At 67.7% G+C, this 12,584-nt stretch carries 17 protein-coding genes; all 17 read right to left on the reverse strand.

All coding sequences use genetic code 11. From position 1 onward, the window contains the following. Positions 1 to 99: 99 nt before the first annotated feature. On the reverse strand, positions 100 to 252 hold the full coding sequence (locus AB0395_RS46195) for a hypothetical protein (RefSeq protein ID WP_366294105.1): 153 nt from the start codon (positions 250 to 252) through the stop codon (positions 100 to 102). Beyond that, complete coding sequence (locus tag AB0395_RS46200) at positions 249 to 389, reverse strand: hypothetical protein (protein WP_366294107.1); 141 nt, start codon at positions 387 to 389, stop codon at positions 249 to 251. Before AB0395_RS46200 ends, AB0395_RS46195 begins: the two co-directional genes overlap by 4 nt. A gap of 209 nt (positions 390 to 598) precedes the next feature. Beyond that, a complete protein-coding gene (locus AB0395_RS46205) occupies positions 599 to 979 on the reverse strand; it encodes an RNase adapter RapZ (protein WP_366294110.1) in 381 nt (126 codons plus the stop codon). 103 nt (positions 980 to 1,082) lie between these two features. Beyond that, positions 1,083 to 1,229 carry a hypothetical protein gene (locus tag AB0395_RS46210; RefSeq protein ID WP_366294113.1) on the reverse strand — a complete coding sequence of 49 codons (147 nt, stop codon included), beginning with the start codon at positions 1,227 to 1,229 and terminating at the stop codon, positions 1,083 to 1,085. A gap of 140 nt (positions 1,230 to 1,369) precedes the next feature. Then, positions 1,370 to 2,359, reverse strand: coding sequence for a tyrosine-type recombinase/integrase (locus AB0395_RS46215; protein ID WP_366294116.1), 990 nt, complete (start codon positions 2,357 to 2,359; stop codon positions 1,370 to 1,372). Further along, a complete protein-coding gene (locus AB0395_RS46220; RefSeq protein WP_366294119.1) occupies positions 2,356 to 4,533 on the reverse strand; it encodes a DNA translocase FtsK in 2,178 nt (725 codons plus the stop codon). The genes AB0395_RS46215 and AB0395_RS46220 overlap by 4 nt, the downstream gene beginning before the upstream one ends. A gap of 89 nt (positions 4,534 to 4,622) precedes the next feature. Next, entirely contained in the window at positions 4,623 to 5,219 is a 597-nt protein-coding gene (locus AB0395_RS46225) for a hypothetical protein (RefSeq protein WP_366294122.1), read from the reverse strand. A 335-nt stretch (positions 5,220 to 5,554) separates the two neighbouring features. Next, positions 5,555 to 7,678: an FtsK/SpoIIIE domain-containing protein gene (locus tag AB0395_RS46230; RefSeq protein WP_366294125.1), complete on the reverse strand. Its 2,124-nt coding sequence runs from the start codon at positions 7,676 to 7,678 to the stop codon at positions 5,555 to 5,557. Next, the gene (locus tag AB0395_RS46235) at positions 7,678 to 8,070 is read right to left on the reverse strand and encodes a hypothetical protein (RefSeq protein WP_366294128.1); all 393 of its coding nucleotides are present in this window, start codon (positions 8,068 to 8,070) and stop codon (positions 7,678 to 7,680) included. Before AB0395_RS46235 ends, AB0395_RS46230 begins: the two co-directional genes overlap by 1 nt. After that, on the reverse strand, positions 8,063 to 8,410 hold the full coding sequence (locus AB0395_RS46240) for a hypothetical protein (RefSeq protein ID WP_366294130.1): 348 nt from the start codon (positions 8,408 to 8,410) through the stop codon (positions 8,063 to 8,065). The genes AB0395_RS46235 and AB0395_RS46240 overlap by 8 nt, the downstream gene beginning before the upstream one ends. Then, positions 8,411 to 8,662, reverse strand: coding sequence for a hypothetical protein (locus AB0395_RS46245; protein WP_366294132.1), 252 nt, complete (start codon positions 8,660 to 8,662; stop codon positions 8,411 to 8,413). Further along, positions 8,659 to 8,898, reverse strand: coding sequence for a hypothetical protein (locus tag AB0395_RS46250; RefSeq protein WP_366294134.1), 240 nt, complete (start codon positions 8,896 to 8,898; stop codon positions 8,659 to 8,661). Before AB0395_RS46250 ends, AB0395_RS46245 begins: the two co-directional genes overlap by 4 nt. 34 nt (positions 8,899 to 8,932) lie before the next feature. Further along, the gene (locus AB0395_RS46255; protein ID WP_366294137.1) at positions 8,933 to 9,100 is read right to left on the reverse strand and encodes a hypothetical protein; all 168 of its coding nucleotides are present in this window, start codon (positions 9,098 to 9,100) and stop codon (positions 8,933 to 8,935) included. 141 nt (positions 9,101 to 9,241) lie between these two features. Then, positions 9,242 to 10,732, reverse strand: a complete 1,491-nt coding sequence (locus tag AB0395_RS46260; RefSeq protein ID WP_366294140.1) for a hypothetical protein — start codon at positions 10,730 to 10,732, stop codon at positions 9,242 to 9,244. A gap of 198 nt (positions 10,733 to 10,930) precedes the next feature. After that, positions 10,931 to 11,158 carry a hypothetical protein gene (locus AB0395_RS46265; RefSeq protein ID WP_366294141.1) on the reverse strand — a complete coding sequence of 76 codons (228 nt, stop codon included), beginning with the start codon at positions 11,156 to 11,158 and terminating at the stop codon, positions 10,931 to 10,933. Between the two features lie 124 nt (positions 11,159 to 11,282). Next, a complete protein-coding gene (locus AB0395_RS46270; RefSeq protein WP_366294143.1) occupies positions 11,283 to 11,642 on the reverse strand; it encodes a DUF3037 domain-containing protein in 360 nt (119 codons plus the stop codon). A 530-nt stretch (positions 11,643 to 12,172) separates the two neighbouring features. Next, positions 12,173 to 12,584: hypothetical protein (locus AB0395_RS46275; protein WP_366294145.1), on the reverse strand; the 412-nt coding region annotated here is incomplete at its 5' end.

The following is a 12,584-nucleotide window of genomic DNA, read 5'->3' on the forward strand; positions in this document are numbered from 1 at the left end:
GACGGAGTGTTCTGCCCCGTGGCCTGGGAATTTGTCAGGTTTCTGCCAGTTCTCGGGGGGTGAGCGTACGGCGGGCTGGTGACAGCCCGCCGGGGGTGGTCAGGACAGGCGCCAGGCCAGGATGGCGGCCAGGAGCAGGAGCGCGCCGGTGCCGAGCACGAGGGCGACGAATGCGCCAAGTAGGAGCGCCGCGGCGGCGATGGACAGGCCGGTCCAGGCGTCCGTAGGAGGACGGTGATCGGTGATGCTCACTTGTCGTCCTCCAGTTCGTGTACCCCGATCCGGCGCGGCTTGTCGGGGTAGGTGTCCTTGGGGGTGAGTGCCTTCGCCAGGGCCGCGGCCAGGTTCTCTATCCCGCTCCTCTTCGGCTTCGGCTTGTCGTTCGCCATGTTCTTCTCCTTCGGTCAGGCGCCGCAGTGGGCGCTGGTGAGGGTGGTGAGGTCTGCGGTGCTGTCCACGCCCGCCGCGGCGGGGAGGGCGGGCGTGGTGGGGGCTTCGACGAGCGCTGGTGCTGGGAGCGTGTGGCGGGTCGGCGACAGCCTGCCGGGTCGAGAAGCGCCCCCGTCTCCAGCACGCAGGACGGGGTGCGGCTTTGGGCCTACTTCTGAATGACCGGCTTGGCTACGTCCCGGTGCTCGACCACGACCGCGATGCCCTGGCCGCGGAGGGCCTCGCTGATTTCGCAGGCTATTGCGGTGCTGCGGTGACGACCGCCGACGCATCCCACGGCCACCGTCACGGGGTGCTGACGCGCTACCGCCAGCAGGTCCTTCGCGGTCGCGGCGGCGTGGCGGATCAGTTGCTGCGCTCCAGGGGTGGCCAGCACGTGGTCTCGCACGATGGCATCCAGACCCGTCAGCTCTCGCATGCGCGGATCTGCGTGCGGGTTCCTCAGGTGGCGTCGAGCATCGATAGTCAGGTCTGCCTCCGGTGCGGGCGCGTGGCCGTAGCCGAAGCTGGTGATTACTACGTCAGCCATGATGGGGGTGCTCCGTTCTTGATCGGATGGGGTGCGGGCGCGAACCGCGTGGACGGTTCTTGGCGGAAGTGGCCACGCTGGTGCGCGCCCGCTCGGATTTCGGCTACTCGTCGTCGATGTCGGTGACGGTCTGGACGATGCCGACCTGGGTGAGGATTTCGCCGTCGGCGGCTCGCATGATGCCGTCGCCGTCGATGGACACCGGAGTGCCGATGGTGTTGATCTTCTTGGCTATCCGCCTGATCCTCATGCGGATATCTCCTCTGCGGACTACTTGGTAATCGACCTATCTCTGTGTTGATGGTTGCGGGTGCATGTGCCGAATGTGGTTCGGTGGACCTCTGATCCAAGATCGCGTAGACAGGCTGATAATCCGAGTTATCGGCCACCTCATCCGAGGATCAGCCCAACGCGCTGCGAAGGATCCCGTTCGAGGCGATTCCTCGCGTGGATGTAAATCTTGGTCGTTTCGGGCGAAGCGTGACCTAAGGCTTCTTGAAGCTCATCAAGGGATGCACCCTCCTCCGAACCCAAAGTGGCGAAGGTGTGCCGAAGAGCATGCGGAGTGACGCGATCCGGATATTCCAGGCCTGCTTCCCGGGCGACCCGCCGAACAAGATCGAAAATGTAGCGAGTCGGAACTGGCCGCCCGCTCGAGGTCGCGAACAACGGAGCCGACGGCTCAAGCATCCCCGCCCCGGACCGCGCGAGCCGGTCCTCGAGGTAGGCGTCCAACGCCAGCATCGTCGCGACCGTCATGCTCCGGATCCGAACCTTCTGCCCCTTGCCGACGATCCGCGCCGTACGGAACCCGCGCTCGAACCCCAGCGACCCGACCGTGATGCTCGAGACCTCCGCCACACGGGGCCCCATCGACAACATGAACCGAACCATCGCCGCGGTGCGCAGCTTCGCCCGGCCACTGCCAGCGTCGGCAGCAGCGACCAACGCCAGCGCCTCGGACTTCTCGAGACCCGCCGTTTCGGTGTGGCCCCGCTCCACCTTCGGCCTCGAGGCCCCACCGAACTTGTTCGCCGGGATCGCATCCTCGAGCGCCAGGTAGGTGTACCAGCTCGAGACCGCGGCGAGTTTCTGACTCACCGTCTTCGGCGATGGTGGCGGATCGCCTTGCTCGAGCATGCGCGCATAGATGTTGCCGTGCCCGCGGGTGACGGTCAGCGGGTCCTGTCCTCGAGCGGAGCAAAACTCCAACCACTCCCGCAGGTTCCGCTCGTAGGCCCGCCGTGTGTGCGACGAGCTGAACGACCACAGCCAGCCGATGGTCAGGCGGGAGATCAGATCCTGCTCGAGGCCGGGAAGTGCGACCTCGAGATCCGGAGCACGCTCGAGGACTTGACCGGTGAGCACCTGCTCGCTCACGCATTTACCTCGCCGCGAAGGTCGGCCAGAAGCCCGGGAAGTTCGTCCGGTTTGACCATCACCTCGCGGGCCTTTGACCCTTCGCTCGGCCCGACGACGTTCCTGCTCTCCAGCAGGTCCATCAGGCGGCCCGCCTTGGCGAAACCGACCCGCAGCTTGCGCTGGAGCATCGAGGTCGAGCCGAACTGGGTGGTCACGATCAGCTCTGCCGCCTGGACCAGCAGGTCGAGGTCCTCGCCGATCTCCTCGCTCTGCTTCTTCTTGGGGCGTGGCGCATCCAGCTCGGGTTGCTGCTCGTCGGGGCGGCCCTGCTTCTTGCAGTGCGCCACGATGGCCAGGATCTCCTTCTCGGAGACGTAAGCGTTCTGCAGGCGGACCGGCTCGCTGGCACCCATCGGGGCGAACAGCGCGTCGCCCTGGCCGACGAGCTTCTCGGCGCCGGGCCGGTCGAGCACCACCCTGGAGTCGGTCAAGGAGGAGGTGGCGAACGCCAGGCGGGAGGGCACGTTGGCCTTGATCAGGCCGGTGACCACGTCGACGCTCGGCCGCTGGGTGGCGATGACCAGGTGGATGCCCGCGGCGCGGGCGAGCTGGGTGATGCGGACGATGGAGTCCTCGACGTCGCGCGGGGCGACCATCATCAGGTCGGCCAGCTCGTCCACGATCACCAGAAGGTACGGATAGGGCTGGTAGACACGCTCACTGCCGGGCGGCGGCACGAGCTTGCCCGCGCGCACCGCCTTGTTGAAGTCGTCGACATGGCGGAAACCGCTGGCCGCGAGGTCGTCGTAGCGACGGTCCATCTCGCCGACCACCCACTCCAGGGCCTCTGCGGCCTTCTTGGGATTGGTGATGATCGGCGTGATGAGGTGCGGGATGCCCTCGTAGACGCTCAGCTCGACCCGCTTGGGGTCGACCAGCACCATCCGCACCTCGTCCGGTGTGGCGCGGGTGAGGATCGAGGAGATCAGGCCGTTGACGCACACGGACTTGCCGGCCCCGGTGGCTCCGGCGATCAGCAGGTGCGGCATCTTCGCGAGGTTGGCGATGATGACCTTGCCTTCGACGTCCTTGCCCAGCCCGACGACCATCGGGTGGTGGTCGGCCTGGGCCACCTGCGAGCGCAGGATGTCACCCAGCGACACGAGGTCCTTGTCGGTGTTCGGGATCTCCACGCCGATCGCCGACTTGCCGGGGATCGGGCTGAGGATCCGCACATCGGCCGACTTGACGGCGTAGGCGATGTTCCTGGTCAGCGCAGTGACCTTCTCGACCTTCGTGGCAGGGCCGAGCTCGATCTCGTAGCGCGTCACCGTGGGGCCTCGGGTATAGCCAGTCACCTTCGCATCGATGCCGAACTGCTCCAGCACCGTGCCGATCGCGGCGACCACGACCTCATTGGCCTTGGTCTGTGGCTTGGGTACGCTGCCAACCTTCAAGCCTGCAGCGCCGGGCGGGGCGTAGGTGTCGGCCTGGGCAGCCGTGGTGGGCTGAGCACTCTCAGGTGTGGGCTGCCGCTGCGCGGGGACCTCCACCGCAGGAGCGTCCTCCTGGAGGAGCCCGTCCTGCTCCTCTTCGACCTCGTCGTCCTCGGCTGGCGGGTCGTTCTCGTCGTCGACTCGATACCGGGGCAGGTTCGGCAGCCGCTCCGGCAGGCGCAGGCGCCGCACATCAACCGAGAGCCTCAGCCCGTAGCCGCCCAGCGCGATCAGCATGGCCACCACCAGCAGGCCCGGCAGGTACAGCGCTGGCCACGAGAAGGCCAGGCCGAGCAGCCCGCCACTGGAAGCGATGGCCTCCCAGGCGTCAGGAGTCGGGACGCCGAACAGGAGGTGGACGATTCCGGCTGTGGCCATCGTGGTGAGGGCCAGGCCGGTGCCGCGGCGCATGGTTACGGCGTGCTGGTCGGGGCGGCGCCACAGCCGCACCCCGAGCCACAGCAGCCATGCGATCGGGAACAGCCAGACGAGGCCGCCGATCAGGACACGCACCGGCTCCTGACTGTGCAGGACGAACAGGGTGACCGCGGTAGCGACGAGGGCCAGGGCCGTGCCGTCGCGGCGGGCAGCCTCTGATACCTCGGCGGGGCCGCCGGTCGCTGCGCGGATAACGAGACCGCAGCCACGGGCCACATGGTGGAGCCCGCGCCATGCTGCGCGCAGCAGCTTCTCCAAGGAGTCGTCTTTGCGGGCGGAGCGGGCAGGTCGAGTTGGTCGGCTGGCTGGGCGGGCGGCAGGGCGCCGCCCAGGGCGGCGTTTGGCGTTCACCACCCGCCTCCGCGGTGGTGAGTCGCGGCAGCCATGACGAGCACGAGGACGATCAGCAGCAGGCCGGAAAGCACCTTGAGGTCGTAGTTGGGGACTACCGCCACCACGGTGGCCAGGGCCAGGCCGGTTATGCCGCCTAACGGGTAGGTCGCCCAGGCAGGAATGAGGGCGCGCGACGAGGCGGCAGGGTTTGGCGGCGGGGCCTCACTCTCGACGGCGGTGTCGTCTTCGCTGCGCTCTGGGATCTTCTGTGGCTTCTCGTCTTCCTTGGAGGTGGGCGAGGCGGCCTGCTCGTCGTCGGCCAGGCGCAGCAGGACCGCCGCCTCCTCCGGACCGAACTGCGGCACGGCCCAGGTGTGGTGGAGGGTGCGGAGGATCTCGGCGCGGTGGGTGCGGTCGTGGGCGCCGGCCAGTCTCCACCAGTCGTCGTCATCCCATGCGGGGTCCATGGGGGCGCTTTCGGGGTCGTGGAGGAGGTCTTCTGCTTCGGCGACGATGCGGACCAGGCGGGCGGCGTTGGGGCGGCCTGCGGCCTCCTCTGCGTCGGCGAGGCGCTGGAGGCCGAGGGTTCGGCTGTGGATGCCGGTTGGCATGGGGTCTCCTGGAAGGTGGCCGGGGGGCGGTCACACCCTGTCCGGGTGCGGATCGTGCGTGTTCGGAAGCGTTGGGTGATGTCCGGTGGGCGTCCGCTGTTGTTCGGAGCGTGTCCGATGGGCGTCCGGCGTGTCCGACGATCTTGTTCGGTTACTCTGCGTCGATGTCCGGCATGTCCGGTGATCTTGTCCGGGGCTTGTTCGTAAGGTGTCCGGGCCATGTTCGACCCTTACGGACACCCTCCCCCGCCCTATAGAGAAAGAGCGCCCCGAACGCCGACGTCCGCTGTCCGCCCGGCCCGCTCACAATCCGTGAGGCGGGCCGGGCAGACCTCTCACACGTGCGCGCGCTCCAGCGGGGAGCCGATCAGATCCCACCCGTCGGCGTTCGGCCGGCGGGCGATGAAGCCCCGCGCCTCCCACCGATCGGTCTGCCGGTACAGGAACGGGCGCTCGCGCTTCACGTCGCCGAGCCACTCGGTCAGCTGGCTGGTCTCCACCCGGCGCGCCCCGGACCGGTACAACTCATCCAGCAGCTCATCCCAGACGCGCTGAGCCTCGGCGGGGGAGAGGAGAGGAGTGGAGTCCTCCTCGTCGTCCTCCTCGCCGGTGTCCTCGACGTCGGCATCGATCTCCTCGTCGGGGTCGACGTCAGCGAAGTCGGCGGGGGTGGCGTCAGCGCCGAGCTCGCGGCGGCGAGCATCGTCCAGGCGTCCGAACATCTCTTGACGATCTTGTTCGTTCTCTTCCTCGGCCATTGCTTCGGCCTCCTCCTGCTCCAGCGGAGCCTCATCCTCATCAGCGGTGGTGGCGTGCTGTGGCCGGGCCCGATGCGACGGGACCGCCGCATCGATGACCCGCGGCGGGGCGGGCGTCTCGGCAGGCTGGCCCCACTGGGCGGTCCGGTACACAGTCCGGCGGGTGAACAACTCGCCGAACAAGGCTGCGGTGATGTCGTCCACGGGGTCGCGGTACGGCGCCCCCAGCTCGACCGCCTCGATCAGCTGCTCGTCCAGCGGGTCGTAGAAGCGGGCCATCCGCGCCCACTTGCTCTCCGGGATGCCGAGCCCGGCGATGTAGCAGTAGCCAGGCCGGGTTGATCCCCAGGTCGGCATGCCGTTCTTGCCGAGCGCCGCGATCGCCCGGTCCGGCAGGACATACGAGGCGTCCTCGGCCTCCTCTACGCCGAAGCAGATGCCGGCGCCGTGGTTTTTACGGACCGAGGTGGACACCTGCCGGTAGATCCAGTCCTGGGTGGAGGAGACGAAGATGATCCCCGCCGAACCGGCGTCAGCGACGACCTTCTCGTACTGGGCCTGAAAGCGGCGGAACTCCTTGGACTCCTCCAGCCAGATGACCGTCAGGTTCAGGCTGGAACGCAGCGACCAGCGGCGCAGTCCCTCCTTGGCCAGCTGTGCGGTGCGGCCCTCGATGACCTTCGGCAGGCGGGCCATGAACAGCCGCGCCTCGTCGACATCGGTGATGACCCACGTCAGGCCGTGTGCGACCGGCCCGAACGTTTGCATCTCCTTGGTCAGGTCAACCCCGATGACGTTCAGTCGCCGTTTGACCAGAAGCGACGCCAGGATCACCAGCGCACCGGTGGACTTACCCGATCGGGTGACGCCGCCGATCTTCACGTGCTTGATGTCTTCGGCGCCCCGGTCCTTGTCGAAGTCGCCGACCAGTCGCACCCGGCACGGGCCGGACTGGTATTCGGCGACCGGAAACGCCTCTGTGGGCAGGGAGCCGAGCAGGTCGGCCACCCCCGGCCATGCCAGGCGCTCTTTGAGGTTGTCGCGGGTCGGGATCTCCAGCGTGGCCACGCCGTCCCTGTCGGGGTGAGCGCTCAGGTGCGCTCCTCCGGGCACCGCGCGGGCGGCGGAGGACAGCATTGGCACCAGAGCCCGCGCATCGTCCAACGTTCCGCCCGGCTTGGTGTGGACCTTTGCCCGCACGACGCCGCGCTCGTCCACGGTGGGCTGCGAGAAGCTGATCTGTGCGTTCTTGACCGCTTCCAACAGGGGAGTCGCCTCGCCGTCGTGGCTGTTGGCTCCGGCGTACTTGCTGGACCGCCAGATGCCCCACAGGATCCACACCACGATCGAGCAGATCATGTACAGGGAGATCAGCCACCCCTGCAACAGGCCGAAGATCAGGCCAAACACCAGGGCGCCAGTCGCGACGGCCCCGCTGACGGCTACGGCGATCCTTAGGGCGCGGCGGTTGCCGGAGGACATCCACCCGTAGTAGGTGACCGCCGTTCCCAGGATGAAAAACAGCAACGCCAGGACAGGGGTGACGAACGGGTCACCGCCCCATGCCAGGTGCGCGAGGTGCACCAGGACGCCCCAGATCAGGCAGCCGATGCCCGGCGCGAGCAGCGGCAAGCCGTGCACCAGCCACCAGCCGCCACCCACATGCGCCATCACCTCGGGTTCATGGACACGGCGGGCCATCACACATCCTCCGTCCGGTACCGGCCCGACCGGCTGGCGGGCTTGCCGTCAGTCGCCTTGGATGCCTCCAGCAGCGTGTACTCCTGATGCACTGCAGCCATCCGGATGAGGTCCTTCGCGGCCTCCAGGACGGCGTCAGCGGCGTTCTTGCCGTGCCCCCGCAACCGGATGCTGAGGAAGAACCGGTCAGCCCAGCTGGCTGCTCCCACGCGGGGCCTGCGGACCCGAAGCCACCGGCTGGTCTGCGCTGAATCCTCAGCCAAGGTCAACGCCATCTCGCACAGCAGCGTCCGCCAGTGCTCCAGGTGGGCGCGGTACGCCGGATGGCCCGTCGTGAAGTGCGCGGCCTCAAGTTCGGCGGCTACCTGCTGCATCGTCTTCTTGTCAGCCATTGCCCTGCCTTGCTTTCTTCTCCTTGTCGATGAACTTCTGGTGCACGACCCGCCATTTACGGATCGCTTTGGCCGCCTCGACCAGTGCATCTCCGGCATGTCGGCCATGAGCTCGGGTGCGCCGGGACAGGCGTAGCCGCTCGCTCCAGGGCAGGCGGCGTCCTTTCTTGGGGCGCCGAGTCCGCAGCCAGGTGGAGGCCATTTCGGCGTCCACGCGGATCATCAGTGCTGCCCGCTCCAGCAGTTGCTCGGCGTTATCGAGGTAGGCCTGGTGCGCCGCGTGGTTGGCGATCGGCCCGGAGGCTTCGAACTCGTGAACGAGCCCGGCGAGGTCGGCCATTTACAGATCTCCGATCGTGTACTGGATGAGGCGCAGCGCAGTGGCCTTGGTGGATGTGCAGGTGATGGTGGCGCCGCGGAGGGTGCGGGTGGTGCGGGCGTCGGTGGCGGCCCACCACCAGGCGCGGCGCACCGACCACAGGCGCCCCTTGAGAGTGGAGGAGTCGTTCGCGGCGAACGCCACGATCAACGCGGTGAGCACGAGAGCCGTAACCGCGGCGTACTCGACCGCCCGGTACCACCACCCGGTCATGCCAACCCCTTGTGTCTGCGGATGATGTCGGCCACGCGGCGCCGGTACTCCACGGCGCTAACCGCGTCGTGGATCCAAGTGGTTTCGGCCTCCAGCGCCAGGGCGTCGAGCTCGGCGCGGGCGACCGAGTTGCTGTCGTGTAGGCGGCGGGCCACACGCCCTTGCTGGCGGATGTCGAGCGGCTCCAGCAGGTCGGCCATGGCTGGGTCGCTGCGCAGCCAGTCGAGCAGCCCCATCACGCCTCCTCCTGTTCGGTAGATCTGGACTGGGTTACTTCTGGCGGGAGTTGGGGTTGTCCCGGATGACTGTCGCTTTGTTGAGCAAGGCCTGGGCTCCGGTCTTGTCGCCGTCGGTCTGGGCAATCAGGAACTGGGCTGCCACTTCAGCGAGGGCGGCGAGTGCTTCGTTGGTGAGCGGGGGGCGCTCGTTCTTGGGCATGTCGATCTCCTTCGGGGGCGGGGGCACCAGCCCGACTGGTGTGGCCGGGCGGGGTAGCGCGTGGCGCGTGTCCGCCCAGGGCTCACACCTGGAGTGCCTCATAGCCGGACTGGAGGGATGCGCAGCTAAGCGGAGCGGTGCTCAGGCGGACGGCTTGGAGCCGTTGAGAGAAGCGGTGGACGCGACCAGTTCGGCGTCCACTTCGATCGCCGGGGCAGGCTTCACAGGGCGCCCGCGGTCGTCGAAGTTCCACCCCTTGGCAGCGAGGATTTCCTTGCCCTCGGTGATGCGGTCGCCGCACCAGGTCGGCTTGAATCCGGAGCGTTCGGCGAGGGCCCACTTGGACAAGTACTCGCCCTTTTCGACGCGTCCGGCCCACCAGCGGGCGACACGGCGTTTGTCCTGCTCAGTGGGTTCAGGACGGTCGGCGTCCTGGTCGCCGTCTGGACGCGTCCACTCGCCGTCCACGTCGTTGGTCGCGTCCATTTCAGCGTCCACCTCCGCGTCCATCGGAGGCAGTAGGAGCTCCCCTTCGAAGGGGTGGACTTCTGGACGCGTCCAGGTGACAAAAGGAACCAAGCGTCCGGTTGGACGCGGGTCGCCGGGGGAGAGGAAAACGCGGCGCTGAGGGGCGGGCATGACGGGCAGGGAAGTGGTCGCCGGTGTGGTCGCGGAGTTGGACGCGTCCTGGACGTCGAGCAGGAGCCCGGGGTCGCGGACGGTCTCTCGCGTCCACTGGGCGAGCGCGGCCTGGACCGCCTCGGCGCCGGGCGGCATGGTGCCGGGCTGGCGGGGCTTCACGAGGGCGGGGTGGTCGAGGTCGCTCCAAGGAGCAACCGCGTTCTCCAGGACGGTCGACAGGCTGTCGCCGCCGCCGTAGGCGGACACGATGTCCAGCAGGGCCTTCTGGGTTGCCTCGTCCTGGGCCAGGTTGGTGTGCTCCACTGCCCGGTCCAGGGTGCGGTCCCGCTTGGCGACAGCAGCCTGGATCTTGCGGGCAGAGGCGCCTGTCTGGCGGAGCTGGTAGAGCCGTTTGGCGGCCAGCCCCACCCGCTTCAGGCGCCGGTGGGCGTCCACTTCGCTCGCGGTACGGTCGCTGACCTCGGCCAGCCCGACGCGGACCAGCATCCGCTCAGGGGTGAGCCGCCAGTTGATGCGCTTACGGCCGGTCGCCCGGTGCCGCTGGATCGCCATGCCCCGCTCCCACAGCCAAGCGGCCACGAGGGGAGCCGAGAGACGGAAGACAGCCTCCGGCAGGCTACGGGCGTCCATGGATGACAGGACTGCGGACAGGCAGGTGAGCGCCCACACGGCCAGGCCGTCGATGCCTGCGGAGTAGTTCTCCCTCATGTTGCGGCGGGCCCGCACCGCGCTGGTGAACATCGCGACTTCGATGAACGCGAACAGCATGACCCGCAACGGGCCGTCGAAGCCGAGGACGTCGCCAGCGAAACGCCACATGCCTTGAGCGGACACGCCGGTGGCGATGAGGGCGGCGACCCAGGTGAGGAGGTCCTCGCCTGCGGTGTTGCTGGTCTTGATGCCGCGGCCTGCGGCCTTCACGCCTCGCCACGCTCCCCAGACGGTGAGGAGGACAACGGCGATGGCGACGGCGAGCACGATGGCTGCCACGGCGTGGGGCGCCCATGAGGGCACCCAGGGCGGGAGGAATGTGGGAACGCTGGGCAAAAGATCAGCTGGACTACCGCTGATCAGCCCAGACAGGGTAATTTCCTGCATGGGTCTCGGGACCTGTCCTCGTAGTGGTGGAGGTTTCGAGATCAAGTCGTCCCGGGTCGGTGCTGGTAACACCGGCTCGGGGCGCACTGGCTATTCAGTTGGGTCTTGCTCGCGACTCTTTTTGATCTCCTTGGAGACTGCCTGTCGGGTCATGTCGGCCCATTCGGCGACCGCGTTGTGGGGCAGGTTGCGTCGGCCGGCTTCGGCTATGAGCTTGGCTCGTTCGGCGCGTGCTTCTTCTCCTGCTTTCACTCGCTTGGCTGCGTCGCGGATGAGGTCGGCAAGCACTTCGTTACTCACCTTTCGCTCGTCCGTCACCTCCTCTGTCTACACGTAATCAGCCGAAGAGGCAACCAGGTTGCCGAAATAGACATTGGTGTCACTTTCTCGACACAAAGCGAAGTGCCCCACTCCATGCGGAGTGGGGCGCCTTGTCGCGTTTCTACCGGTCGGCTGGCACCGCTAGATCGTCCAGGATCACGCCCGCTGCCGCTTCTGGACCGTCGGCCAGGACGGGCATGGGAGGGCTGAGCTGGATGGTGTTGCGGTGTTCCTCGTACAGGCGCACCAGCCACGCTTCGCCGGGCCGTGACGTCTCACACTCCACCTGGAGGCGCTGCAGGAACTCCGCCGCGACCCCCAAGGCCGCGGCGCCGACGAAGTCCCGGGCGCGGGGTGACAGGTCGATCGGCTTCACTGTCCAGTCGCCGTCATCGCTGCCTGCGATGACGCCTACGTTGACGAACTCGCCCGTCCAGGGGTGGGGCAGGCAGCGGACCACCGAGTAGAGGTAGCGGCTCATGCCGCCACGCTATGCCGGGAAACGGTGAAGGCCCCCGAGGTTGGCGCCTCGGGGGCCCGCTCTCCCGCGTGCCCGGCCGGGACGTAGTGGTTGCGTCCTCTCCCAGCCGGGGAGTCTGGTGGCCTCTGCCCGGGGATGACATGGGGCAGAGGCCAGGCCCGACAGTAGGCACGGGGGCAACCTTCTGTCGGACGATCAGAGGGCGGGCCCCCACCGGTCCCACAGTGAAGGCCCTTCCCCGGCAATGTGTCGCCGGGGAGAATGAGGACGGACCCCTGGCTGCTCTACCCCTCCGAAGAGAGACAGAGGCCCGCCCTCGCCTCGGGGATGGCCCTGCGCGACCATCCCCGAGGGGTCTTACACCTGGCTGCCGTCGCTGCGGGCACGGCAGCCAGGGGGTTCAGTGAATATGGCGAGGTCGGATGGCATCCAGATGGTGGTCACCCCTGGAATCGCCGCGAAGATCGCAAACGGGATGCCTAGCCCCACCGCATGTAGCCATCCGGCTTCTCTGGTGCGGTCGTCATCGGTCATGCCTCTGCCGCCGCAAGCTGCTCCTGCTGTGTGAGCAGCTGTGTCAGTTCCTTGGAAGTGCTGGCATCTAGCGTTCGGGCGCGGTTCGCGTCGCTCTCAGCCTTGGTGAGCTGGCGGCGGAGAGTGGCGTACCAGCGCCCGATGTCGGACCGCCAGATGTTCCACTCCGGGTGGGCTGCGGCTAGGCGAGCCTCGGTGTCTTGGTGAGAGGTGCTTGTCTCCTCGGTGCCCGCGAGGTCAGGGAAGCCGTGGAGGGCGCTCCTCTCATCCGCTCGGTAACGTGGCATGTACTGATAGTGATGTTGGTGCTGTGCTAGTGTCCTGCGCCGGTAATCCGTCGTTAGATCCTGTGTGAACTCTTCTGGTGAGCCGGTGCGTCGTCGGGGTCCGAAGTTGGAGCCGTTGGTG

The organism is Streptosporangium sp. NPDC051023, from assembly GCF_040689595.1.
Classification (GTDB): Bacteria; Actinomycetota; Actinomycetes; order Streptosporangiales; family Streptosporangiaceae; genus Streptosporangium.

Bases quoted from the DNA above. Each gene is read 5' to 3' on its own strand.
- AB0395_RS46200 (WP_366294107.1), bottom strand. From the start codon at position 389: ATGGCGAACGACAAGCCGAAGCCGAAGAGGAGCGGGATAGAGAACCTG.
- AB0395_RS46225 (WP_366294122.1), bottom strand. From the start codon at position 5,219: ATGCCAACCGGCATCCACAGCCGAACCCTCGGCCTCCAGCGCCTCGCC.
- AB0395_RS46240 (WP_366294130.1), bottom strand. From the start codon at position 8,410: ATGGCCGACCTCGCCGGGCTCGTTCACGAGTTCGAAGCCTCCGGGCCG.
- AB0395_RS46235 (WP_366294128.1), bottom strand. From the start codon at position 8,070: ATGGCTGACAAGAAGACGATGCAGCAGGTAGCCGCCGAACTTGAGGCC.
- AB0395_RS46250 (WP_366294134.1), bottom strand. From the start codon at position 8,898: ATGGGGCTGCTCGACTGGCTGCGCAGCGACCCAGCCATGGCCGACCTG.
- AB0395_RS46205 (WP_366294110.1), bottom strand. From the start codon at position 979: ATGGCTGACGTAGTAATCACCAGCTTCGGCTACGGCCACGCGCCCGCA.
- AB0395_RS46255 (WP_366294137.1), bottom strand. From the start codon at position 9,100: ATGCCCAAGAACGAGCGCCCCCCGCTCACCAACGAAGCACTCGCCGCC.
- AB0395_RS46270 (WP_366294143.1), bottom strand. From the start codon at position 11,642: ATGAGCCGCTACCTCTACTCGGTGGTCCGCTGCCTGCCCCACCCCTGG.
- AB0395_RS46210 (WP_366294113.1), bottom strand. From the start codon at position 1,229: ATGAGGATCAGGCGGATAGCCAAGAAGATCAACACCATCGGCACTCCG.
- AB0395_RS46245 (WP_366294132.1), bottom strand. From the start codon at position 8,662: ATGACCGGGTGGTGGTACCGGGCGGTCGAGTACGCCGCGGTTACGGCT.
- AB0395_RS46230 (WP_366294125.1), bottom strand. From the start codon at position 7,678: ATGGCCCGCCGTGTCCATGAACCCGAGGTGATGGCGCATGTGGGTGGC.